This is a genomic window from Sporosarcina saromensis (assembly GCF_033253735.1).
GTDB lineage: Bacteria > Bacillota > Bacilli > Bacillales_A > Planococcaceae > Sporosarcina > Sporosarcina saromensis.
The window spans coordinates 1-25,408 of sequence record NZ_JAUBDI010000032.1 but is presented as its reverse complement, the minus strand read 5'-3'; the positions used below and the strand labels follow the sequence as shown (position 1 = coordinate 25,408).

General features: G+C 41.1%; 23 protein-coding genes. 3 read left to right on the top strand and 20 right to left on the bottom strand.

All coding sequences use genetic code 11. From position 1 onward, the window contains the following. Positions 1 to 117 precede the first annotated feature (117 nt). The 6 genes from QT711_RS18820 to QT711_RS18795 form a co-directional block, all read right to left on the bottom strand. Complete coding sequence (locus tag QT711_RS18820) at positions 118 to 318, bottom strand: solute carrier family 23 protein (RefSeq protein WP_317946786.1); 201 nt, start codon at positions 316 to 318, stop codon at positions 118 to 120. Between the two features lie 46 nt (positions 319 to 364). Further along, positions 365 to 1,285 carry a nucleoside hydrolase gene (locus tag QT711_RS18815; protein ID WP_317946785.1) on the bottom strand — a complete coding sequence of 307 codons (921 nt, stop codon included), beginning with the start codon at positions 1,283 to 1,285 and terminating at the stop codon, positions 365 to 367. Between the two features lie 2 nt (positions 1,286 to 1,287). Further along, positions 1,288 to 2,484 carry a M20 metallopeptidase family protein gene (locus QT711_RS18810; protein WP_317946784.1) on the bottom strand — a complete coding sequence of 399 codons (1,197 nt, stop codon included), beginning with the start codon at positions 2,482 to 2,484 and terminating at the stop codon, positions 1,288 to 1,290. 26 nt (positions 2,485 to 2,510) lie between these two features. Next, a complete protein-coding gene (gene rbsK, locus QT711_RS18805) occupies positions 2,511 to 3,419 on the bottom strand; it encodes a ribokinase (protein WP_317946783.1) in 909 nt (302 codons plus the stop codon). A gap of 295 nt (positions 3,420 to 3,714) precedes the next feature. Next, complete coding sequence (locus tag QT711_RS18800) at positions 3,715 to 5,787, bottom strand: methyl-accepting chemotaxis protein (RefSeq protein WP_317946782.1); 2,073 nt, start codon at positions 5,785 to 5,787, stop codon at positions 3,715 to 3,717. Positions 5,788 to 6,021: 234 nt separating this feature from the next. Further along, positions 6,022 to 7,428: a purine-cytosine permease family protein gene (locus QT711_RS18795; protein WP_317946789.1), complete on the bottom strand. Its 1,407-nt coding sequence runs from the start codon at positions 7,426 to 7,428 to the stop codon at positions 6,022 to 6,024. A gap of 466 nt (positions 7,429 to 7,894) precedes the next feature. On the opposite strand from QT711_RS18795, the gene QT711_RS18790 reads away from it, so the two are divergent. Both QT711_RS18790 and QT711_RS18785 read left to right on the top strand, forming a co-directional pair. Further along, complete coding sequence (locus tag QT711_RS18790) at positions 7,895 to 8,785, top strand: PucR family transcriptional regulator (RefSeq protein ID WP_317946781.1); 891 nt, start codon at positions 7,895 to 7,897, stop codon at positions 8,783 to 8,785. Positions 8,786 to 8,891: 106 nt separating this feature from the next. After that, on the top strand, positions 8,892 to 9,989 hold the full coding sequence (locus QT711_RS18785; RefSeq protein ID WP_317946780.1) for an ABC transporter ATP-binding protein: 1,098 nt from the start codon (positions 8,892 to 8,894) through the stop codon (positions 9,987 to 9,989). Between the two features lie 66 nt (positions 9,990 to 10,055). On the opposite strand, the gene QT711_RS18780 is transcribed toward QT711_RS18785, so the two are convergent. From QT711_RS18780 to QT711_RS18725, 12 genes are all read right to left on the bottom strand, one after another. Then, the gene (locus QT711_RS18780) at positions 10,056 to 10,937 is read right to left on the bottom strand and encodes an ROK family protein (protein ID WP_317946788.1); all 882 of its coding nucleotides are present in this window, start codon (positions 10,935 to 10,937) and stop codon (positions 10,056 to 10,058) included. 17 nt (positions 10,938 to 10,954) lie between these two features. Further along, positions 10,955 to 11,968 (bottom strand): SIS domain-containing protein, encoded by a 1,014-nt coding sequence (locus QT711_RS18775; protein ID WP_317946779.1) that lies wholly within the window; start codon positions 11,966 to 11,968, stop codon positions 10,955 to 10,957. A 22-nt stretch (positions 11,969 to 11,990) separates the two neighbouring features. Further along, positions 11,991 to 12,920 (bottom strand): 1-phosphofructokinase family hexose kinase, encoded by a 930-nt coding sequence (locus QT711_RS18770; protein ID WP_317946778.1) that lies wholly within the window; start codon positions 12,918 to 12,920, stop codon positions 11,991 to 11,993. After that, a complete protein-coding gene (locus QT711_RS18765) occupies positions 12,917 to 13,759 on the bottom strand; it encodes a class II fructose-bisphosphate aldolase (RefSeq protein ID WP_317946777.1) in 843 nt (280 codons plus the stop codon). Before QT711_RS18765 ends, QT711_RS18770 begins: the two co-directional genes overlap by 4 nt. 77 nt (positions 13,760 to 13,836) lie before the next feature. Next, a complete protein-coding gene (locus tag QT711_RS18760) occupies positions 13,837 to 14,568 on the bottom strand; it encodes a GntR family transcriptional regulator (RefSeq protein WP_317946776.1) in 732 nt (243 codons plus the stop codon). Positions 14,569 to 14,645: 77 nt separating this feature from the next. Continuing rightward, positions 14,646 to 15,845, bottom strand: coding sequence for an N-acetylglucosamine-6-phosphate deacetylase (gene nagA / locus QT711_RS18755; RefSeq protein WP_317946775.1), 1,200 nt, complete (start codon positions 15,843 to 15,845; stop codon positions 14,646 to 14,648). A gap of 27 nt (positions 15,846 to 15,872) precedes the next feature. Then, complete coding sequence (locus QT711_RS18750) at positions 15,873 to 16,523, bottom strand: YesL family protein (protein WP_317946774.1); 651 nt, start codon at positions 16,521 to 16,523, stop codon at positions 15,873 to 15,875. Between the two features lie 90 nt (positions 16,524 to 16,613). Further along, a complete protein-coding gene (locus tag QT711_RS18745) occupies positions 16,614 to 18,224 on the bottom strand; it encodes an extracellular solute-binding protein (protein ID WP_317946773.1) in 1,611 nt (536 codons plus the stop codon). A gap of 17 nt (positions 18,225 to 18,241) precedes the next feature. After that, positions 18,242 to 19,120 carry a carbohydrate ABC transporter permease gene (locus QT711_RS18740; RefSeq protein WP_317946772.1) on the bottom strand — a complete coding sequence of 293 codons (879 nt, stop codon included), beginning with the start codon at positions 19,118 to 19,120 and terminating at the stop codon, positions 18,242 to 18,244. Positions 19,121 to 19,132: 12 nt separating this feature from the next. Continuing rightward, a complete protein-coding gene (locus QT711_RS18735) occupies positions 19,133 to 20,125 on the bottom strand; it encodes an ABC transporter permease (RefSeq protein ID WP_317946771.1) in 993 nt (330 codons plus the stop codon). Positions 20,126 to 20,152: 27 nt separating this feature from the next. Further along, positions 20,153 to 21,304 carry a Gfo/Idh/MocA family protein gene (locus QT711_RS18730; protein ID WP_317946770.1) on the bottom strand — a complete coding sequence of 384 codons (1,152 nt, stop codon included), beginning with the start codon at positions 21,302 to 21,304 and terminating at the stop codon, positions 20,153 to 20,155. 330 nt (positions 21,305 to 21,634) lie between these two features. Beyond that, positions 21,635 to 22,813 carry a GTP-binding protein gene (locus QT711_RS18725; RefSeq protein WP_317946769.1) on the bottom strand — a complete coding sequence of 393 codons (1,179 nt, stop codon included), beginning with the start codon at positions 22,811 to 22,813 and terminating at the stop codon, positions 21,635 to 21,637. Between the two features lie 190 nt (positions 22,814 to 23,003). Between QT711_RS18725 and QT711_RS18720 the strand changes: the two genes are divergently transcribed. Further along, complete coding sequence (locus QT711_RS18720; RefSeq protein WP_317946768.1) at positions 23,004 to 23,546, top strand: GNAT family N-acetyltransferase; 543 nt, start codon at positions 23,004 to 23,006, stop codon at positions 23,544 to 23,546. 120 nt (positions 23,547 to 23,666) lie between these two features. Here the strand turns inward: QT711_RS18720 and QT711_RS18715 are convergent, their stop codons facing one another. After that, positions 23,667 to 23,885 (bottom strand): hypothetical protein, encoded by a 219-nt coding sequence (locus tag QT711_RS18715; protein ID WP_398296384.1) that lies wholly within the window; start codon positions 23,883 to 23,885, stop codon positions 23,667 to 23,669. 93 nt (positions 23,886 to 23,978) lie between these two features. Next, positions 23,979 to 25,157 carry an MFS transporter gene (locus tag QT711_RS18710; protein ID WP_317946767.1) on the bottom strand — a complete coding sequence of 393 codons (1,179 nt, stop codon included), beginning with the start codon at positions 25,155 to 25,157 and terminating at the stop codon, positions 23,979 to 23,981. Positions 25,158 to 25,408: the final 251 nt, after the last annotated feature.

Sequence of the window (25,408 nt, the reverse complement as noted above, 5' to 3'; positions counted from 1 at the left end):
TAAGGGAACTGATTTAGTCGTCGCTTCCTTACCTACATTAGGAGTTTTTTTGTCGTTCTTCAAGTCTTTTATTCTATTTTTTATATAAATCATCTATTTTTTTACTGTGGTGCAACGCTAGTGAGCGGTACCTGTAAGAATAAACGAACTCCGAATAATCGTCGCAACTTCCGTATCTGGCAAATGAAATGCAGCACCGACCGAAAGAGGCACAACAATCGTATTCGCAAACATGAAAAACAGCCATTGCACACCTGCTAACGACAAAGCAGGTTTTGATAATCGTTCCTCCATCTCCATTTCCTTCTTTCCATCCAAGTAAAAGCGAAAAGTCTGACTGAAATCGTCAGACTTCCCACCATGATTATTTACTTAACGTATCAATAAGTGTCGAAATGAAACGTTCACTATCCACTTCAAGACATACATCGACATTAGGCTCTTTTTTCGTCCAATTTTTAAAATCACAAACCGTTTGTCCATCACATAAGTCACTATTCGTTTCAACGTCAACATACAGTTTTTCTGTACGAACAAGTGATTTATCTAAAGCCACACCTACAGCTAGCGGATCATGCATGGAACAAGCACGTTTTCCTGTCAACTCCATGTAGCGATTCATGTAGTGATTCGTCGAGTCTTTTACAAACTCACTAATTTCACTCGGACGCATTTTCTCAATATCCGCAACAGTTAACAACGTCTGGCTCGTGACATCCAATCCGACAAGCGTAATTGGAATACCTGCGTGAAGAACGATTTTCGCTGCTTCGGGATCGATGTACATGTTGTATTCCGCAGTCGGCGTAATGTTGCCAGGATGGTCAACTGCTCCACCCATAATGACAAGTTCTTTCACCCATTCTTTTAAGCGGGGTTCCTTGCGGATAGCAAGCGCCATATTTGTCAATGGCGCAAGCAATACAATCGTCAATTCGCCTTTATGTAGCTCCGCTTGCTCAATGATGAAATCCGGTGCAAATCCTTCGTCCTTAATTTCTACTTCCATCTCTTTCAGTGCCCCACCGATTCCATCATTGCCGTGTACACTTACTTCAAAATGCGGTTCACGCATTAACGGACGGCTCGCTCCTTGGACAACTTTAATATCATCGCGACCAAGCAATTTAACGATTTTTGCCGTGTTAATTGTCGCTTGTTCAAGGGATGTATTACCATTTACCGTTGTAAATCCTAAAATATCCGCTTGGCCACTTTTCGCCGCCAACAACAATCCAATTGCGTCATCAATTCCTGTATCTACGTCAATAATGATTTTTTTCATCGTTATTTCCCTACCTTTTCTGATTGGAGTAATGCTGTAATGCTTTCAACTGCTGTTGCTACACCGTATTTTAGAGCCTCTAGATTCACATGGTAATACGCGTTATGCCAAGGGAAATTCTCTTTTTCATCCGAGCCAGTTCCCCAATACATGAAGACGGATGGAACCGCTTGTGCAACGACCGAGAAATCATCGCCACTCATATAAGGATGCTCGTTTTCTACGACTTTATCTTCACCAAAAGCTGTCTGAATCGCTGTTGCTACGACGTCCGTCAATTCCGGATCATTCCAGCTTGCAGGATAGCCTTTACTGTAGTTGTACGTATACTCCCCGCCCCAGAAGTCCGTCACCGACTTCAACAATTGCTCAATTTGGGCAATGATTTTGTCTTGCGTTTCCGTTCTAATTGTGCGGACTGTCCCAGCAATATCGACACGGTCGCACATGACATTCGAAGTCGTTCCACCGTTAATTGTGCCGAACGTAATCACCGCATTGTCAAGGGGCGATGTTTGTCTAGACACAATGTTTTGAATGCCGGTAATGAACTGCCCTGCCATGGCAATCGCGTCAATCCCCTGTTGAGGAGCAGCAGCATGTCCACCTTTTCCAATGAGGGATATGTAAACCCGGTCCGTGTTCGCTAACATATAGCCTTTTCTCATTTCAAACTTGCCAGGAGCTAAAAACGGATTCGTATGCAAACAAAGTCCCGCATCGACTGTCGGATTTTCAAGAATCCCTTCGTCAATCATCGGCTTCGCTCCACCTGGCTGAACTTCTTCGGACGGTTGGAACATGATTTTCACAGTCCCTTTCCACTCGCTTAACCGTTCTTTTAATACCGATAAAACACCTAAACCGATTGTCGTATGTGCATCGTGACCGCACGCATGCATGACACCTGGTTTTGTCGAAGCGTACGCCAAGCCGGTCTGTTCATCAATCGGCAATGCATCGATATCGCAACGGAGCAAAATCGTTTTTCCAGCTTCCGCGCCTTCCAGCACTGCGCAAACACCCGTTTTCGCCATTTTTTGATACGGGATACCCATACGATCCAACTCTTTCGTAATGAACGCCTGTGTTTCGTATTCTTCCGCACTTAATTCAGGATGCTCATGCAAGTGTTTATACGTTTCCTTTAAATAACTTCCTAACTGTTTTTCAATCTGCTCAATCGAAACTTTTACCATCGTACTTCCCCTCATTTCCTCTAGGATTAATGAATGTCCTCGTAAAAAGGCATGCCTTCTTGTGCACCAAACTTTGTCACTGCCAACGCAGACACTTTCACTGCAAAGTCGACCGTTTCCTTCAACGATTGACCCGTTGAAATCCCAACCGCCAATGCGCCATTGAATGAATCACCCGCACCTGTCGTATCCACAACTTCCACTTTGGGTGGTGGCGTTACGACAAGTTGACCATCTTCTAAAATGGCACAGCCGCGCTCACCTAACGTGACGATTAATGTATGATGATACGTTGATTCCCATTTCAACATTAGAGCGGATAATTCCTCATCCGTTGTAGAATGCTCACCTGTTAACAACTCAAACTCCGTCTCATTTGGCGTCAAATAATCAACAAGCGACAGCAATTCCGGTGATAAAAATTGAGCAGGGGCTGGATTTAAAATCGTTTTCACGCCGTGCTGTTTAGCAATCCCTAACACATATTGTACGGTCTCAAGTGGGATTTCTAATTGAACGACCAACACATCCGCAGCAGCAATCGCTTGGACGACTTCTTTCGTAATGCGTTCTTTTGTCACGGTATAATTTGCACCCGGAATGACAGTTATGCAATTATCACGGTTCACATGGAAAATATTCGCAATGCCCGTTTGTACGCCATCTACAACGCGAATGAAATCCGTTTTGACACCGTTACTTTCCATTTGGTCCTTAAGGCTACGGCCGAACTCGTCGTTACCAACCGCACCAACCATTGTCACATCACCTTGCAAACGAGCCATGCAAACCGCTTGATTCGCACCTTTTCCACCAGGCAAATAGACGACTTTCTCACCTAAGATTGTCTCTCCAATTTTCGGCAACCGTTCCGCCGACATGACAATATCCATATTCATACTTCCGACGACAACAATGTTATTCGACACATTCATCACCTGTTCTATCCTCTATAGTTAACTGACCTTTTCTCAGTAAAAAACCTTCTTTGTGTAACCGATTCCACATCTCAGAATAGCATATTATGCGATTATACAGCAAATGTTTTTAGAAACTTCTCGAACTTAGCTTCCACTTCAACAGAGAGAACTATGCATGTTTTTCATGCCTATCCTTCATTAGAAAGCCATACAGCTAAAAAATCTACTGGAGTTGAAAAAGAAAAACCCAGTTGCTCCCTATCGAGCAAACTGAGTTTTTGTGCGAGTCGGCTATTCTTTGAGAAACAACTTATACCTTAAACTTTTCAATTTCTCTTTGTAAGTCTTCCGCAATATCGGAAAGGTTTTTCGCTGCATACGCTACTTCTTCGACGGTTGCTGTTTGTTCTTCAGTAGAGGCTGCAATTTCACCTGAATGGCTTCCTAACTTCTCATACAAACTTGCAATTTGCTGAATCGATTGAAGTAAGTTTTGCATGACCTGTTCCACTTCTTTTGAAATCGATGTCGCTTCCGTCGTCTGACTGGATACTGATTGGACCGCAGTCAAAATATCTCTGAACGCTTCTCCAGCTTCATGGACAAGTGACGTGCCATTTTTCACAGTTTCGTACCCTTCTGTCATACTGTCGACCGTCTGTGAAATATCTTCTTTAATCTCCGTAATTAATTGACGAATATGATTTGCTGCATTACTCGATTCCTCTGCGAGTTTCCGCACTTCATTCGCAACGACCGCAAATCCTTTTCCTGCTTCCCCAGCTCGTGCAGATTCAATTGCTGCGTTCAGCGCAAGCAAGTTCGTCTGATCAGCGATGGACGTAATGAACGTAGAGAAGTTTTCAATTTGGGAAGATTTCTCATGCAATTCAATGACGGTCTCTTTCGATTGCTTCGTATAAGTGTTAATGTGCTCCATGCTTTTTTCCGTATCCGTTACAATTGCATTTCCAGTTGTTGAAGCCTGTACGGTCTGTTGTACGAGTTCATTCACTTTTGAAATGTTTGCTAGTAATTTACCAACTTCTTCGGTAATCATTCCGATATCGGTAATGGATTGGCGTACAGTTTGTGTTTGATTTTCCGTTTCATAAGCCATCTCCTGCACGGAGCTTGAAATTTGGACAGAAGCCGTTTTCGTTTCATCCGCACTTGACGTGAATTGTTCTGACATGGCCATTAAATGATGTGTCGAGTCAATTACTTTTTCAAATGCGCCTCTTACAGAAACAAGCATTTGCTCATACTGTTCGGCCAATACGCCAAAATCGTCTTTTCGCTTTACTAACGTTGCCACGTGCTCATTGTCCGTAAAATCGAGTTGCGCTGTTCGCTCAATGACTGCACTGAATTGGTGGATCGGTCTGGACACGCGACGGCCGATTACAATGGATAACACAACCGCAACAATGACGGATACAACGACCATAATTAGTGCTGTTACACTATTCTTCTTTAATTGACCAGCAAAATAGTGATCATCATATGTCAAAACAAGTAGACGAGATTGGCGGTACTTGTTCTCATCATCAGATGTCAAATCGATTTGAGGAATAAACTTATAGAGCGTATTTGAAGATTTTTTCTCCATAACTTTATTTTCGGCAATGGCTTTTGCACCAATGTCCAACAACGAATCCGGCAATACTGCGGCCTCACCTTCATCGTTTTTCTTATTCATCGAATACGCTGGAATCCCCTCGATATTAATCGTATAAATACCGATATCTTCAACATATGGATGTTTTTCCATCAGATTTTTCGTCAACAGTTCCAAATCCATCGACTGAATCAAATGCGAAAACTGATCAGCCGTTGCAGCAATTTGAATCATATATTTTTTATCGGGCGTCGCTGTATAACTGAACTTATTCGTCTCTTTCGTTGCTTCACTAATTTCTAAACGATCGTCAAAATACGTTCCAGCATCCATACGCTCCTGCAATAATCCTTCAAGACCGAACTCTTTTAAATCTAGTCCTAAATCTGCTTCTCTTGTTGCATAGTCAATCACGAATTTGTCATTCAAAAAGAATATGTCAAAGCCATCAAATTCCGTTTTGAACTGTTTCAAATCCCACGTTGATACATCAGGATTTTGCTTGTACTCTTCCAATAACACATTCGTATACAGCTCCATTTTTTCGGACAAAGACTGTTCGATGATGGAGTACGCAACATCAGACCCTTCAATCACACTCAGTAAATTCTCTTCAATCAGTTTTTCTGTCTGCGCTTTTTCATCCTCTAACGTTCCCTGACTCGTTATGTAATTTATTGAAACAATTGCAATGACGAGAAGTGAAATGGAAATCACTAACGTACCAATCAAATTCCTCTGAAATACACCCATTTTCTTCATTAGATTCTCTCACCTCAAGTATGTAGTATGAACAACATCTATATCGGGTCGAAAGTCTTAATGTTTAGCTCGAAATTAAACATTTTTTCTGTAATTAAATACCTATTCATTTTTTATTTTTGGATAGCTTGTTTTAAGCAGTTGATACACAATCTGAACACAAAAAACTGTACGATCCAATCAATGACTGAATCGTACAGTTGTAGTCTAACTCATTACCTACTTGTGTAAGTGTTAGGCTAATTTGTCTTCTTGCACAATATCTTTTGGCTCTTCCGTCACATAATACTTTCCTTTCGTCATCACAGCAATGATAACCGTCAATATGGAGGCAAGTAAGGCTGCAAAGAAGGCTGCCGTCGTTTCTAAAAACAATCCCATGTACCCGAGCGCTGCTATTGTTCCAAGGACACTTGCTACAATAAGCGACACCGTACCAACGGGATTCCACTTATACAAGTACTTTTGACGAGCGACGTAATACGTAGGACCAATTTTCAACCATTTTTTAACGACTAATGCATCTGTCACAAGGACAGCGGCCCATGCAAGTAAAAATACCCCTTGGAAAGTCATTAATTTATCGACATGATCGACAATGTTGAGCAACATGAGAAGGATAGCGGTCAGACCTGCTACCACGACCCAAAAACGTCTACCTGGTGTAAAACGGAACATGTTCTCAAAAAAATTAGAGAGCGATAAGGAACCACTGTAAATGTTCGTGACGTTAATACGTAATTGCGTTAACATCGTGAATAACGCTCCACCAATTCCGAGCAAGAGGACGATATACACACCTGGATCAGATTCTAAAAATCGAACACCAAACCAAATGCCAAGGCCACCCATCACGCCAAAACAGAAAAATTGTGGGATGAACCCAATCATGAAGGAACCTACCTTAACATCCGTTGGTTTCAGGAACCTCGCATAATCAGATGCCAATAACGCGGTCAATCCCATAATGCCATGGTGCATGCCGATACAAAGTAAGAGGGCTTCCCCACCGATTTGGACACCGTCAGGCATATACGTAAATACAGAACCGGTATAAATAGGCGGTTTATAGAAGGAAACAACAACTGCAGTTAATAAAAAGATGATAAATAGAGGTAAGGACCACTTCTGTAATTTATCTAATTGCTCGATTCCAAACCAGTTTAGAGGGATAACGATGGATCCAAATACAACAATGAGAATCCATTTTGGAAGTGAAGGAAAGAAGTGATGAACTGCGGATACTAAGATGAGTCCTTCAAACGCGCAATACATAATGAAGTTCGACGCGTAAATCAGTGACGTCAAGGACGAACCGATATAGCCGAAACCTCCACCGCGCGAAAGTAAATTTACGTTCATACCGGACTTGGCAGACAAATAGGCAATGACCGTTCCGAGCAATCCTGCGACAATGATTGCATAAGCGGAAGAAATCAATGCATTCACGGCTCCAAATTTAAGCGCCATCACGCTTCCCATTTGGAAATAAAAAATGGCGGTAGCAATCCCGAATGTTATATTCGTTATACTCAACCAACTTTTCGTCCGTTCGTTCCGTGGCACACGGTCCAACGAGTAATCGTCAGATGTTTCCACTGCAATCGTAGAGTTATTATGAAGTTTTTCTGGTGACTGGATACACGTCAACCCCTTTCTAGTTATCTAGGACAACATAAATTGTCAATCTACTTGGTTATTCGTCAACTAGTCGCAAAATTCGCCGCCCCTTCAGCATAACAATGATTGTGCGGGTAATCAAACGATTACGTTCACCTACGTATTATAACGTTGCGCATCAAATCCCCTTCACGCCTTACAAATCAAGTATTCGCATAACCCCATTTTTTCATGCAAACGTATATGACTGAAGTTGCAAAGTGGGTGAACATTCTACATGTTGTGACAGGATTTTCTAGCGGAACAAGAGAAAGGTCGTTCATTCCCCAGGAAATAACGACAAGAAAAAAGGATTGGTGCGGAATGTGTTGAACACTGGAACTTGTACATCACGGAATAAAACTTCACTTCTGTTTATTGCAAAAAATCGGTATAATAATAGTGAAGTGTTTTTCTACAATTTCCTTTGGAAGGTGGTCGCTCTCCATTGTCATATAATCTCGCTAATCTATTCCCTTCTCTAAAGTTATTGACCCAAAAACCACTATGCAACTCAGATGACTATGTATTCTTCAATGACAATACGGATACTTGGATAAGTATACATAAGAAAGACGTTTCAGCGCGTGACTATCTTTTACTCTCTACACTATTAACCGAGGAAACTTATTCTTCAACCTCACTCACTCATACAGAAGAAAATTGGTTGTACTATTTAGAAGGGGACGGTCCTTCTCTCCTATCAAACGAAGATCAAATTCGTATCATCCAGTTGTCACTAGAAGCAAATGACTCCCTTGAAGTCGATTTAAAAGAAGCAATGCAAGCATTTTTTGATGAACAAATGATCATTATCTTTTCGTCTGAAAGACATGTATTATTAATTGAGCGTAAGACTATACACTCGTATTGTGATGACGATTTCAATTCATTTGCAGCTGTATTAGAAAGTGACTTTTACTGTAAGACGAGGATATACATAGGGAAGTTTCAATGTGCAGATTCAACATACCCTTCTTATTATCAACAGGAATGTAATTGGTTTAGGGAGGGAATTTCTGAAATGCCAACAAAACGGATTTTTACAATGGAATCAATCTTTCCATTGTTTTTAGAACGTGCAATAACGCCCACCATGGAGCATGCAATGCATCAAGAAATTATTGTTCCCATCCGAAAAGACTTAGAATTATTACATACAGTTTGTAGTTTTTTTGAAAATGGATTCAACGGTTCGATTACAGCAGAAAAGTTACACATCCACCGAAATACATTAAACTATCGGTTAACGAAATTTCAGGAGCTAACAGGCATATCTGCTCGAAGTTTTAATGGCGCGCTCGTTGCCTACATCGCACATTTACGTTTTAGCAAATAAGCAACGCTTGCACAATTTTTCTACATACGATTTGTGCAACGTGTACATACCTTGTTATCCCTAACATCTGTATCCTTATAAGTAGTACATACAAGGGGTGAAGATGATGGGAGAATTGGTACTAGAGAATGTATTTAAAAAGTATAGTGATGATGCGGTAGCTGTTTCCGATTTCAATTTACAAGTGGAAGATCAGGAATTCATCGTTCTTGTAGGACCTTCAGGCTGTGGAAAATCAACAACATTACGTATGATTGCTGGATTGGAAGAAATTTCAGATGGCCAGTTACGCATTAATGGAAAAGTAATGAATGATGTTCCTCCTAAAGACCGGGATATTGCCATGGTATTTCAAAACTATGCTCTTTATCCACATATGACGGTTTATGATAATATGGCATTTGGCTTGAAATTACGGAAGTTTTCTAAAGCAGAAATCGATCAACGTGTTAAAAATGCAGCAAGTATATTAGGATTGGAAGACTACTTAACAAGGAAGCCGAAAGCGTTGTCTGGGGGACAACGACAACGGGTCGCACTTGGTCGAGCGATTGTCCGGGATGCAGGTCTTTTTCTAATGGATGAACCTCTTTCAAATCTGGACGCTAAATTACGCGTTCAAATGCGCGCAGAAATCACAAAATTACATCAACGTTTGAAGACCACAACGGTCTATGTAACACACGACCAAACAGAAGCGATGACAATGGCTACAAGGCTTGTCGTAATGAAGGACGGTTTTATCCAACAAATTGGAACACCGAAACAAGTGTATGAAAATCCCGAGAATGTATTTGTAGGAGGATTTATTGGATCTCCCGCGATGAATTTCTTTGAAGGACAAGTGATTGATGGTTACTTTGTAATGGACCAAACTGCACTTAAAATTCCTGAAAACAAACTCACACTTTTAAAAGAAAACAACGCACTCGGATCATCCGTTATCCTTGGCGTAAGACCTGAACATATATATGATAAACCAGAAACGCTCAAAGACTTAGTGGATGCAACAATAGATGTGCATGTGGACGTGGCAGAACTAACTGGCGCAGAGCTTATGGTCTATTCGTCAATCGGATCTCAATCGTTCGTCGCACGTTTAGGAGCAGATACGCCATTGCAACCAGGACAACAAGTCTCATTAGCGGTTGATATGGACCGTGCACATTTCTTTAATAAAGAATCTGAAATGAGATTCCGATAATCCATTCATCGAACAAAGTACAAGAAAACCCTCATCCGCTGTAGGAATGAGGGTTTGTTTATTTATTCATCGACATCTTGCAAAAGCACCTTGCAAACCAGCGTTACCTTTATAAATGCTTGCTTCAATTCGCTTCTCTTTTCCTTCTAATAGCGGATGATTTAAGTACTGTCGCAATTCAAGTCGAACGGCTTCCAATAAAGAAGGATGGTTATTGAACACACCGCCGCCTATCACGATGCACGTCGGATCGACAAATAAAAGGATATGAAAAATCTCTTTTGCCAAAGCCACAACAGCTTCACCTACAATAGACGTTGCCCGAAGATCCCCCTCATAGTAACGCAGCATCATGTCCTTTAAAGACAACTGCGGATCGTTAAATGCAACTCGGCCATTCTTTTCAAGAATTGGGCCAGCAACAGACGCTTCCAATGTATGACCAGATTGAGATGTCAGACTAAACCCGATTTCACCAGCCATCCCTGCCCCTCGAATAAACTTCCCTTCGCTAATCGTGCAACAGGAAATTCCAGTACTTACTGTCACATAAACAAACGTCTCTACTGTAAAGGACCGAGCTACAAACTCACCGTAAGTGGCCATGTACACATCATTATCTATACTAATTTTCGTGTCTGGGAATATGTTTTGCAGTCTTTGTTTAAGTGGAAAATCGCGCCATGGTAAATTGTTTTGATAGATTGCTATTCCCGCATTCGGATCAACAATACCTGGGACACCAATTCCTATACCGCCGATTTTGTCAAAAGACAATCCTTCAACCGCCAGTAACATTTCGAACGATTCCACTAACTTCTTGAAAAGAAGTTCTCCATCTTTATTCTCACTCTTGACCTCTTTACTTCCAATTAGGATTCCCTCATTTGTAAACAACGCTGTCGCTAGTTTCGTTCCACCAATATCTGCTACAAGGAAATAATTCATCACAATTCCTCAACCTTTTACAACTTTACGACTTGCGTCAAGTTCCGAGGATGATCCGGATCAAAACCAAGTCGAATTGCACGTTGAAAAGCAAGAAGTTGCAAAGCAGGCATATAGACTGCATGTCGATTTTTATCGCTAATACGGTCAGTTAACACGACTGTTTCATCCGCTTGGAAATCACTATTTATCGGACCGATTACAAGGACATGGCCACCTAAACGCTGGATATCTTTTACTAAATCCTGATCGAAAGCAACTGTTTCTTGTTGAGACAAGAGAACAACCGCTGTTGACTTGTCAACAATTGAAATAGGACCATGTCTGAACTCAAGACTCGAATAACTTTCACATTCTGTCTGCGTCATTTCTTTTAATTTCAACGTTGCTTCCTTTGCCAATCCGTTATAAGATCCGGAACCTAGGAAGATGAATCTAGTCTTTGTTAAATCATCTGCTAACGCTTTTGTACAATTTTCATCGGTCAAAGCGCTCTCTACAATTCCAGGTATACGTTTAAGATCTTCAAAATCAAGGGAAGATCCAGCTTGCTTTGCTGCGTATAGTTGTAATGCATATAACATATTGGTAAATGATTGTGTCATTACAACACTTTTTTCGGATACATGATCGAGTGGGATTACTTGATCTGCTGCTTCAGCCATCGGTGTTTCCTTATTACAAGTAACAGCAAGCGTGCGAATATGGTCATTCCCCTTCAAATGTTCCAACGCTAAAATGATTTCTGAAGTTGTGCCAGATCTTGAAATCGCGACGATTAAATACTTTTTTTGAGGAACGATGATGGTCGATGTATGGAGAAATAATTCTGAAGCTGGTACTGCGGCAGTAAGCTCTCCAGTCACTGCTTGATAGTGCTTAGCCGCCGAGGAAGCTAAATAAAATGAAGTGCCACAGCCCGTGAATAGCACCTGATCAACTTCATTTTTTTCGAACTCCATATTGTTCAATACATCGAATGTCACCTTTAATTGTTCTGCTTGGTTCATGATTTCAATAAATGTATGCATAGAATTTTACCCCTATCTCATTTCATATTTGTTGTACAGTCAACTCACTCATGATTGATTCCACCAACTCTGTTTGAATGAAGCCAATTTCTCTATGCATCGCGTTGACTGCGCCGCATGCAACAGCTCGTTTGTAGGTTGTAAAAAGATCACTTTCTTCGCTAAAACCGAACAGGAGACCTCCGACAAAAGCGTCTCCACTACCGACGGAATTTACGACGTCTATTTGAGGGGCTGCTATTTTATACGAACCTGTTCGATTGACAAAAATTGCGCCCGCACCACCTAATGAAAAACAAGCATGCTCGATACCACTTGCAACGAATTGTTTTCCTGCTTCTAAAAGATCCTTTTCACACGTTACATTTTTCCCTAATAGACTCTTAATTTCTTGTTCATTTGGCTTAATGGCGTAAGGTTTCGCTTGAATTCCTCGTTCCAGTGCGTCACCACTCGTGTCAAGGACTGCCTTTGCACCATTCGTATGAATGATGTGAATCATTTCTGCATAGGCATCTACTGGCACTCCTTGAGGTAAACTGCCTGACAATGCGAACCATTTTACGCGCTTTGATTTATGTTCTAACCAATAGAGCATAGAAGCCCACTCACTCTTAGAAATGACGGGTCCACTTTCTAAAAACTCTGTTCCCGTCTCATTTTTTTCATCGAGCACCGTCAAACAGACACGACTTTCACTACTTATTTGAATGAGCTCACTTGGAATTGAGCGCTGCTTTAGACACTGTTCAATTCGCTTACCATTACTTCCCCCTGCAAAACCACCGACATCCACTGGTGCCCCTAAAGCTTGAATGACTTTTGCAACATTAATCCCTTTGCCTCCAGCATCACGAGTCACTTCGGCTACACGATTCACTCCGCCAACAGTCATTAATGGAATTTCGTAAATTTGGTCAATGGCTGCATTCAACGTGATGGCAGTTATCATCCTTGCAACACCCTTAACTTCTTCTCGACTAACTCGGTCAACGCCTCTCGTGCAGGAAGGAAATATTTTCTTGGGTCATTTTCAGTTGGATCTTCAATAAAATAGGATCGCAATTGTTCAGCGAAAAGATCTTTCAATTCTGTCGAGAAATTTACTTTACTAACGCCTAAACGGATGGCTCTTTTTACACTTTCATCTGGCACGCCTGATGCGCCGTGCATAACGAGTGGAATATCCGTAGCTTGTCTGATTTTATCCAGCAATTCGAACTGAAGTTTAGGTGTTTGCCGGTATGCACCATGAGCCGTTCCAAATGCCGGTGCAAATGAGTCGATGCCCGTTTCCCGCACAAATCGACCAGCCATTTCAGGGTCTGTAAATAACGCAAGTTGTTCATCCACGACAAGGTCATCTTCCACTCCACCGATTGTCCCGAGTTCGGCTTCTACAGGTACACCAATAGGCTTCGCTACTTCTACAACACGCTTGACGAGTGCAATGTTTTCTTCAAAAGGAAGTGTGGAACCATCAATCATCACGGATGTATAACCTGCTCTAAGACATTCCATTACATGATTCAATGATTCTCCGTGGTCTAAGTGCAAAGCCACTGGTACCGTTGCTTGCTTCGCTGCTGCCTCAGCCATTGCCATCAAATAAGGTAAACGAATATAGTTGTATGTACTAGAAGTAGTTTGCAAGATGACTGGGACTCCAACTGCCTCAGCACCAGCGATAATCGACTTCATAATCTCCAAGTTATGCACACCAAAGGCTCCGATTGCATAGTGGTTTGTGTATGCATCTTTTAATAGTTCTTTTGTCGTGACTAACGCCATAGGTAAACCTCTTTTCTATTAGTGGGTTGTTGGTACAAGTATAAGCAATGACTTGGACACATAGAAGTCTATGTGTCCTAAACTAAATCTGTGTAAAATCTACAACGATCCCCTCTTACGATTGAGATGCAGAATTCAACAGGACAGCCATCTGTGTCAAATGCAGTTCTTTCAAGCAACAGAGCCGGTTTGCCTACTTCTGTGTTTAAGTGAATACTTTCATGGTCTCGAATTAGCACTGGCTCAAATGCTTCTTTTGCACGAATCACAGTTACACCATAACGTGCAGATAGCAAATCATACAGCGAAGAGACGCCGACTTCACGTAAATCTTCTTTGTTTTTGACAACTGACTTTGGCATATACGATGTTTCTAGAATGATTGGCTCTCCATCTGCACAACGGATTCGTTTCATTTGCACGACTTTCTCTTCAGTAGAAAGTTGTAAACCTTCTCTCACTCTGGCTGAAGGAGTGACTTCATCCACTTCCAATACGATATCAGTAGGTTTGAACCCCTTTTCTTTCAGCACTTGACTAAAGCTGTAAAAGCCGCCTAACGATTGCTCAAATTTAGGATGGGAGACAAATGTCCCTTTCCCCTGAATTCGATAAAGAGTCCCTTCTTGTACCATCTCTTCAATTGCCTTTTTTGCTGTATTTCGACTGACATTAAAAACCGTCATTAGCTGGTTTTCTGAATCGATTTTATCTCCGGGTTTCCATTCACCTGATTGAATACGCTCATCCAATCGTTGTTTAACTTGATAATATAATGGAATGATGCTTCCTTGGTCCAACGGTTTCATGCTGATTCATCCTTTTGTATAGTTCTTATATTCCAATATATCATCACTTTAACGAAATTCACATTATTTCGCGGTTTTTATATCAGATTAGTAGATAATTCTTCACAGTTATAAGCTACATTCCCCCGGCAAATCGTCATTGTTACATCCCCATCTCCGTCTAAGATTACGATATCTGCATCCTTACCTCGCGAAATACTTCCTTTACGATGATCGATTCCCAATCTTTTTGCTTGATTCAGCGAAGTGATTTTTGCTTGTTCAAGCATCGACAATTCGAGCCAACTCGCCATATTCTTCCTGGCAGTATTCATTGTCACAATACTTCCAGCAAGTGAAGAACCATGTTTGAGCGTACATTTGCCGTTAGCTACGATAACCTCGTTACCCCCTAAATCATATTCACCATTATGCATGCCTTTTGCCCGCATCCCATCTGTAATAACGAGAATTTTATCAATCCCCTTCATCTTGCATACCAATTTTACTAAGTCAGGATGAAAATGAATGCCATCTGGAATAACTTCTACGTGCACCGATTCACGCAACAAAGCAGCACCCAAGACACCTGGCTCACGGTGATGAAGTCCTCTCATTCCATTAAAGAGATGCGTCGCATGGCTAATTCCACTTTCGATTGCTACTTTCACTTCATCATAAGTAGCATCTGTGTGACCCATAGATCCAATAACCCCTGTTTCATGCAAAGTACGAATTAAAAGATGTTGGTCATCTAATTCAGGGGCAAGTGTAACAATTCGAATCGCTTCCCCCGACAATCGTTGCCAGTTGTTAAACTGCGTATGATTTGGAGGAAGTATATCAGACGCAAGTTGTGCGCCTTTTTGCTTTTCATTAATGTAAGGGCCTTCTAGGTGAATACCGAGCATTTCTGCTGTACCGGGTTTATTCCCAACTTCCATGTAAGATGCAATATTGCTAAGTGCTTTTTCAATTTGTGTCACTGATTGGGTCATTGTTGTCGCTAGATATGATGTTGTTCCTTCTTTAACGAGCGTGTCAGCGATTGTCGAAACAGCCTCTGGCACCGCATCCATAAAATCCGCACCACCTGCCCCATGGACATGGATATCTATCATGCCGGGCATAATCGTTTTACCTGTACAATCATATGTTACATAGCTTTCATTTGCTGACGGGCAAACCTCCATCGGGCCAAATGACTGAATTTTATCGCCTTCAATAAAAAGAAATGAGTTTGCTAGCACTTCATTTTCCAGCACGAGTTCGGCATTTTTAAACAATAATTTATTCAACCTGTATCCCTTCCTCTATAAAGATCTTCACGAGCTCATCGTTTCAACATCAAGTGTACCATCTAATTTACCCTTTAAATGGAACGTTTTTGAGGACATCCATGTAAGGAATAGGACAGTTAAACTGATGCCAAAAAACGGGAGCAGGCCTGGGATGATCAGAAATACTCGATACAGTAAAAACAAACCGAGTATTGAAGCTACGGCCTGGACTGGAAATGAAATCGTCAGCAACACGGATGCTGAGAAATAGCGTGAAAACGGCAAATCATAATGAGCAAACACTTGAAAGATGTTCATGACAATTAAAGCATACAACACCATAATCATCACCATCACTGTCAACATAACAAGACCGAACATTCCATTCATAGCTGTAACAATACGGAAATTCACGACGAGAAAGTAGCCAATGCCAATCAATACAAGGCCAATTTTGTTAGATGCAATAAATTCTGTTTTATAGGACTTCCAATAGATCTTCACAAGTGTTTTCAAGTCATCCTCACCTTGCAATCGTTTCCGAGTTGTCATGAACAGGCCAACTGTCGCAGGTGTTATCCCGATGATTACGGCACCAAGTATTGTTAAGCCAATCCACATCATCTGTAACACCGCGAGCAGCGTGACAAATTCGACAAATTGATAGAGTTTCGCTTTCCAACCGTTCATCAGCATTTAGCCACCTCCGACAAATGGTAAAGCTCATACAAAGGTTTTAACAGCATCACAACCTCCTGTATAAGCTTACACCGTTCTATTTACTGATCATTTTTCCATTCGATCGTATGCATTTTGAGCGATTTCCAAATATTTGTCTACACCCATCTTTTCAATTGTCTTCACATAGTCATCCCACTTACTGAAGTCCTGTTTACCAGTGATGAAAGCAGCTGTACTTTCCTTAATATACGTTTGAATGTCCGTCATAATTGCACTCACCTGATCGTTCTCTTCAACTGTATAGTTTAACCCTGGTAAAATATCGTCATCTTTAATACGATAAGGTTTCACCTTTTCAGCATTCAAGCGTGAATTGTCTTTCGACTCGGCTCCTTGGAAAAATTGCTCTTTTACAATACCAGGGTAGTACCCGCCCGGCCATGTCAAATACTCACTAATCGCCTGGTCCATGTTCAAGCCATCAGGGTTGTCCGTGATTGTTTCAAGGTATTTAAACTCGCCTTGTTCATTTTCTTCATACGTTACGCCTTCAAAGCCCATAAAGAACATTTTAGTTCCTTCATCACCGTAAAAATAATCCATCCAACGGACCATCGCTTCCGGGTTTTCAGCCTTGTCCGTCAACACGAACATCCCTAAATTCCCTAGCCCATTAGAAACCGTATTATAAGCGCGTTCACCTGTAGGACCTTCCAACACTGGTAAGCCGACATATCCGTCAAGCTTCAGTAATTCGGCAGGATCAATTGAATTGAGGACTCCGAAATGTCCTTTAGCAGATTCTGCAGTAAATTCCTGCGGAGTTGTTGTAAAGACGTCTTGGTTGATTAAACCTTCGCTATACAGCTTGTTTACATACATTAATAGCTCCTTATATTCATCCGTTGTAGGGACAAAACGGAACTTTTCTGTACCTTCCTCAAAGTCCAGGTTAAGATTCATGGAGCCTTGTTTGTTCAGACCGAAACTTCCACGCAAATAGTTTATAAAGGAATCAATGCCGTAACCGCTGCCCCATCCCATCTCATCCTGCTGACCATTGCCGTTCGGATCATTGTTCTTCATCGCCTTTAGCATTTCATAAAAGTCTTCTGTTGTTTCAGGTTCTTGTAATCCTAGCTTATCGAGCCATTCTTTTTTCACCCATGGTGCACCTGCACGCAAAGCCTCAAACTTTGGATCGTAAATTGTTGGAAAACCATATATATTCCCATCTGCCATCGTAACCCCTTGCTTCACAGACGGATACTCTTCGAGAATTTTTTTGAAGTTCGGTGCATACTCATCGATATACTCATTTAACGGGAGGAATATCCCTTGTTGACCGTATTTAATCAAATCCGTTTTGGAGAATGCCGATGCAAAAAACAACTCCGGATAATCCCCGCCCGTCAGTAACAAGTTCCGTTTTTCAGCGAGTGCTTCGGTCTGAATTGTTGTCCAATCCACTTCTATATTCGTCATTTTCTCATACTCATTCCATAACATAAGGTCGTTCCAATCTTGTGAAGCGAAGAACTTTGCCGCAAAACCTTCCACTTTAATCGGCTCTTCTACAATCGGCATACCCGTAGCATTCACATTCCCTGCATTTTCCCCTTTTTCTTTTGCACCATCTGTTTTTGTACAAGCACCCAAAATACTTGCTGCTAGCAACATACTTGCCGCCATCCCCATATAACGTCTTTTTTTCATCAACTTTCTCCCCTTTTTTATCCTTTTAGTGAACCAATCATGACACCTTTTACAAAATATCGTTGTAAGAATGGATAAAGCATAAGCATCGGAAGGTTTGCAACAATAAGAACCGCATATTTTAACCCTTCCACGCTCAATTGTTGTGCTAGGAAACTCTCTGATGTTGTTTGGATCATGTCATCCATTTGCCCCTGAATAAGAATCTGACGCAAGATGAGTTGTAGTGGGAACTTGTCTTGGTCTTGCAAATAGATTAATGCTTGGAAGTAGGAGTTCCAATGTCCGACTGAATAGAATAACACCATAACCGCAATGACGGGGAAGGATAGTGGAAGAACAATGCTCCACAATATTCTAAAATTCCCACAACCATCTATCATTGCTGACTCTTCCAGTTCATGAGGAATCGATTGGAAGAACGTTCTCATAATGATGATATTCCATACTGCGACTGCGTTCGGAATAATCATGACCCAAAACGTATTGAGCATGCCCAAATCTTTTATTAATAAATAAGTTGGGATCAATCCTCCGCTGAAAAATATTGTAAAGACGATGAAGGCCATGATGACTCCGCGTCCTTTCAAATCTTTTCGGGATAGCGGGTACGCTGCAAGAATTGTCATGACGACGTTTAGTGCAGTACCAACAACTGTATATTTCACTGTGTTCACAAACCCATTAATAATGTCTTTGTTCTTGAAAACTTTTTCATAAGCTTCCAATGTAAATTCCTTCGGCCATAGCCACATCTCTCCAGAAATGACGTATTGCGGATTGCTCACTGATGCGCTTACCACAAACACTAATGGATAGATGACGAGTAAGGCGACGATGGAAAGGAAAATGTAGTTGAATATAATGAACGTACGATCCGTCTTAGATTCTCTCATTCCATTCACCCCTTACCATAGACTTGTCTCATTCACTTTTTTCGCGATTTGATTCACCATAATGAGCATGATGAAGTTAATAATCGAGTTGAACAGTCCAACTGCTGCTGAGAAGCTATATTGTGCTTCTAAAATCCCACTTCGATAGACAAAAGTGGAAATGACATCTGATGCCGACATATTTAAGTCGTTTTGCATGAGATACACTTTTTCGAAACCAACAGCCATCACCGAACCTGCATTTAAAATGAACAAAATAACAATTGTTGGCATAATAGCTGGAATGTTAATATGAAAAATCCGTTGTAACCTCGATGCCCCATCAATCATCGCTGCTTCATGCTGGGCGGGATCCACAGCTGCTAAAGCCGCAATATAGATGATTGAGCTCCACCCCATCGTCTGCCATACATCAGAAAACACGTACAAACTTTTGAACCAAGCCGGTTCAGATATGAAGTCAATTGGCGTCCCCCCGAACAAACGAATGATTTGGTTGATTAACCCATCTGTTTTCAAGAATAAGAGAAGCATACCGACAACTACGACAGTTGATAAGAAATGCGGTGCATAAATAACGGTTTGAACGAATTTTTTATAACGTAAGCTTTTCACTTCATTTAATAGTAAAGCGAGTATAATCGGAACTGGAAATGAAACAACTAACGTAAACACACCGATTCCAATCGTATTCTTTATAAGTCTCCAAAAATAATAACTATCGAAGAATCTTTCAAAATGCTTAAAGCCTACCCATGGACTGCCTATAATCCCTTTGGAAGCTATGAAATCTTTAAATGCAATTTGTAAGCCGTAAAGAGGAACATAGTGGAACACAATAAAATATAAAATAACAGGAGAGAGTAAAACGTAAAGCTCCCAGTTTTTCCATATGGATTTTCGCCATCTCGCACGGGCTTTCCTGTTGGCTTCTCTACGCTTCTTTTGCTGTTCTTCTTTCTCACTTACTTCAAATTTCTCAGCCGCTTCACTGACATTTGTCATACCAACACCCCTTTCACTCTACAGCTGTCAGTTTTTGAGTAGACTTGAAGTTTGAGAAATATGCATCACTTTACCACCAGATCGAATAGACTCAGTCGCCGCACATCCTACTGCAACACTCATTCTTCCAGCGAAAGGAGAAGTAAGCGGCTCTTTGTTGTACAAGACCAGTTCAACAAAATCTTGCGCAATTTTCGGGTCCGCACCTCCATGGCTTCCTTCTTCAGGTTTCATGTCATAGGTGACATCGCTAAACTCTTTCCACGTGTTGGTCTTGCGTGTTTTTAAATAGACTTTTCCATTCACATCATCATTTTCAATACGTCCCTCTGTACCGATGAACGTGTAATTCCGCTCATAGTCTGGCGTAAAGTGACATTGTAGATAAGAAGCCTTAACGCCACCTTCAAGTTCCATAATGAGCATGTTATTATCTTCCACATCAATTTCTTTACGGAATGCACATTCTGTGAAGGTATGGGCAACATACTCCGGACACGTATACTTTAATGAACATTCCGGGCACGTTAAATCGTTCGGCATATCACCGCCATAATAATCCAACCCGCCAAATGCCGAGACCTTCGTTGTATATCTGCCAGTTATCCAATGGATGACATCTAAATCATGCGAGCCTTTTTGTAAAAGTAGAGACGTCGTATTTTCACTTTTCCCATGCCAGTCGTGATAGTAGAAATAACCACCGAATCCCACGAAATGACGTACCCATACCGCTTTTAATTCTCCAATTGCCCCAGAGTCGATTAAGCCTTTCATCGTCTGGTACATGCTCATATACCGCATATTAAAGCCTACCATCAAATGCTTGCCCGACCTCTGCCAAGCATCAAGAATTCGATCGCAACCTTCCACTGTAATGGCAAGAGGCTTTTCAGAATATACATGTTTTCCTGCTTCCAACGCTGCAATCACATGCTCTTCATGCAAGTAATCCGGTGACAAGACCGCAATTGCATCAATATCGTCACGCACAAGTAAATCCTTATAATTCTTAGTTAGAAAGATGGGTGATCCAATCTTCTCTTGGAATTTCTGCTGTCGTTCTTCAGATAGATCGGCAAGCGCTACAATTTCCGACTCACCTTCCGGCTTATGCCAATAAAGTGCTAAGCTCCCTCTTAACCCTGCACCAATTACACCAATTCTCACTTTTTTCATCTTTGCACCTCTTTTTAGTATGTAATTTCTGTTATTCAAATTTCTTTAATTCCATTCGCAAATTTACACAGGACTGACTTGATACCGTTTATATTTCGCAAAACCTATTACCAACCATTTGAAAACAACCAACATACTGTTGTTAGGTTGTAGGTACAAGTTTAGGCAAAATAATAATGCTCTAGAAAAATCTGAACATTATTATTATAGCGATTATATATTCCTGCTTAAATCGTGTCAAGTTCTTATTGAAAATTAATATTTTCGCATAAATAAAGAAAAGTCCGATGAGGGTCCTTCATTATTACAAATAATTTTGGTAACTCCCGGTCAAAACTTCGGCAAGTCATCTTCAAAAGTGGACCAATCCATATTTATTTCTTCCTCCGTTAGTAAACACTTATCCAAACTGCCTTCAATTTCTGATTGGTCCATGTCCAGCCCAATGAATACAAGCTCGTTTAGTCGATCGCCATATGTAGCATCCCATCGTTTCAACAAATGAGGATCCTCTTGAAAAATTGCTTCCTGTTCTTCTTTCGGCAATGCAGCGACCCATTGGCCGGCAGCTTGAAAGACGAGTGAAGAACCCGCTTGTGAGAATATTCCTGACCAATCATTCCGTGACGCAAGCCAAAAAAATCCTTTTGCCCGAACGACTTCTTGAGGAAATGCTGTTAACCACGCATGCCACCTAGCAGGATGGAACGGTCGTCTTCTTCTGTAGACAAAAGACGTAACGCCATACTCATCCGTCTCCGGCACATGTTCTTCGTTTAATTCTTTTATCCATCCCGCACCTTCGCTCGATTTTTCAAAATCAAATAATTGTCGATTTAATAGTTTAGATGGCGTTACTTTTCCGAACGTAGTGAGAATGATTTCAGCATCCGGATTGACTTTCCGAAGAAATGCAACAAATGCCTCTTCATATTCCTTTTCTACGAGATCGATTTTATTGACGACCACAATATTTGCAAACTCCAACTGGTCCATTAGTAAGTCCGAGATGTCACGCTGATCGTTTGGATCTTCTGTTTGCTGACGCTCTAAAAGCGTCTCACCACTTTCATAATCCTGCCAGAAATGATACGCATCAACAACAGTCACCATCGTATCCAATGTACAAATCTCTGTTAAATCAATGCCGAGTTCTTCATCAATGTAAGTAAACGTCTGCGCAACCGGAATCGGTTCAGAAATGCCCGTAGATTCAATAACAATGTAGTCAATTTCACCTTGTCTCACTAACTTCTCTACCTCAATGATCAAGTCCTCACGCAATGTGCAACAAATACATCCATTTGACAACTCGACAAGCTTTTCCTCGGTACGGGAAAAACCGTTGTTCTCCAATAACTTCGCATCAATATTAATTTCGCTCATATCATTCACAATGACAGCAATTCGCAAGTTTTCTCGATTGGCCAATAAATGATTCAACAAAGTCGTCTTCCCTGCACCAAGGTATCCACTTAACACAGTCACCGGTATTTTCTTAGTTTTCATCGTCTTTCTCCACACTCTCTTTCCTCAAATAGTAATGATTACTATTTAAAGAATACATGAGTGACTTCCCCAATGCAACCTACTTAATTATCCACTACACAAATTTCTCATCTTCGTGTATTCTTAACAACCGTACAAAGAATTTTCGGCAATGTACTTTGTAAGTTACTGAAAAGAAAGTAGGATCACCATGAAATCATTTATATTGAAAAACGGTGAGGAAGTCCTCATTAGAGAAGCTATACCAGCAGATGCACAGCAAATGATCAATTTTTATAACGTAGTAGGCGGAGAAACTGATTTTCTTTCATTTGGCAAAAATGAATTTACAATAGACGTCGCAGACTTTCAAACTAGCATCCAAAAGGCACAACAGCTACAAGGTTCCGTCATGTATCTAGCAATCGCAAACGGCGACATCATTTCCATCGCAACCGTTGATTCTCCTTTGAAAAAACGCGTAAAACACGTTGGGACGTTAGGAATCGTTATAAGCGAAACATACACCGGCCTCGGTTTAGGGAAAAAAATGATGCAAGAACTCATCGAATGGGCCCAAACAAACGGCGTCACTGAAAAAATCACCCTCTTAACACGCGAAGACAACAAGGTCGCCATCCAGCTTTACAAAAAACTCGGATTTGAAACGGAAGGAATCCTAAAAAAAGATTCCCTCATCAACGATACCTACTACAACACTTTGTCGATGGCTTTATTCCTTCAAAAGAACTAAAAAACTGGTGCCTGTCCCCCAAACAATTCGTAATTGTTTGGGGGACAGGCACCAAAACAATTCTGAATTGAGTCAGCAGCAAGCACCAAAAAAGCCCCCAAACAAGGAGGCCATTTGCTGCTATTTTTTCTTACGGTTTGAAGTTTGCGATTTGTCGTGATTCGTTTTATTGTTTTTGTTTTTCACCTTTGCGTTGAACTCGGTTGAAAACTCTTCATTTCGGTTATCATACGGATTATTATTGTTACTATTCGTATCGTCCTTATCTTTACTTTTGTACGTACCAAAAGGATTATGCGTACGCTCATTCATCGTTTGGTTGTTATTTTTATTCCCCAAAGATGTTCACCTCCTACAGCTACTATGCGCCAATACAAGCTTTTCATGCCTCTATTGATGAGTTTGAATGAACACCCCTACTTCGTGCTGTATTCAGCTTTTCACGAGACGTTTTGGATTCTTCCCTAGCCACGTTGCAATGAACAAGACACCTAAAAATAGCGAAAAGAGAAAAAGATAGCTAATCCCTTTTTGCATTTCAAGAAAATAGCCTCCTAAAATAGGGCCCGTCAAGCTACCGATACTGAAGAAAATGCCACATAACAAGTTCCCCGTTGGCAACAAAGACTTTGGTGTCAAATCAGACATATATGAAATTCCTAAAGAGAAAATTGAACCTGCAAACATGCCCCCGATAAAGAACATGATTAAAATACCAACAGCATTACTTCCCATTAACGCAGAGCCGCCAAAAGCCAGACTCGAACCGCCGAGCGCAAGCAACATGACGGGTTTTCTTCCAATCTTATCCGAAAGAATACCTAAAGGGATTTGCGTAATAATTCCGCCTGCAGCAAATGCGGGAATGATCAAGGACACCATCGCCAACGGTATATCAATTCGCAATGCATAAACCGGAAACATGGAATTCAATGAAGACTCAAGAAATCCATAGCCGAACGGGCCAAGGAAGGCAATCCAAGCAACCGCAACCGTTGCTTTCGCTCTCGAGATGAAACGTCCTTGCACCACATCCCCCGCCATCACTTCAGGATGATCGTTATCTAAAAAGAAGACAAGTGACCATGCCAAAAAACTTAAACAAGCTGAAACGATGAACGGCAACCCTTCATAAATATCAACAAGTGGAACGAACAATGGACCTACAGCGAAACCGACGCCTACCGACAAACCGTATATGGAAATATTACGGCCTAATCGTTCTTTTGATGAAGTACTCGTCACCCATGTTTGCGTGGAAAAATGCAACGCATGATCTCCAATTCCAATCATCAATCGTAGCACAAACCAGAATACAATACTCTTCCAAAGCGGGAACGACAAAAGTGCCGCAATCACAAAGATTCCACCTGCAATAATCGTCGGTGTATAACCGAAACGCCGTAATGGTGCTTCCATAATAGGCGAAACAAGCAACGTCCCAATATACAGTGCCGTCGCATTTAGTCCATTCAACGCACTCGACACTCCATCCCGCTCAAAAATTGTCGAAATAAGCGGCAATAACATCCCTTGTGAAAAACCTGAAATCGAAACAATTAACACCAACACCCAAAAACGATGCTTATTTATGTATGTACGAACAGTCATGATGCATACTCCTTTTTCCTCTAAAACTCCTCTCATCGTAGCATATTTTCCAACGTCTCCTCCGATATTTTTTCAAAAAAATATAAACAGCTCTTTCATGGCGCACTATTCAGAATATATCAAGGGACCACTAGCGTTGCACCACAGTAAAAAAATAGATGATTTATATAAAAAATAGAATAAAAGACTTGAAGAACGACAAAAAAACTCCTAATGTAGGTAAGGAAGCGACGACTAAATCAGTTCCCTTA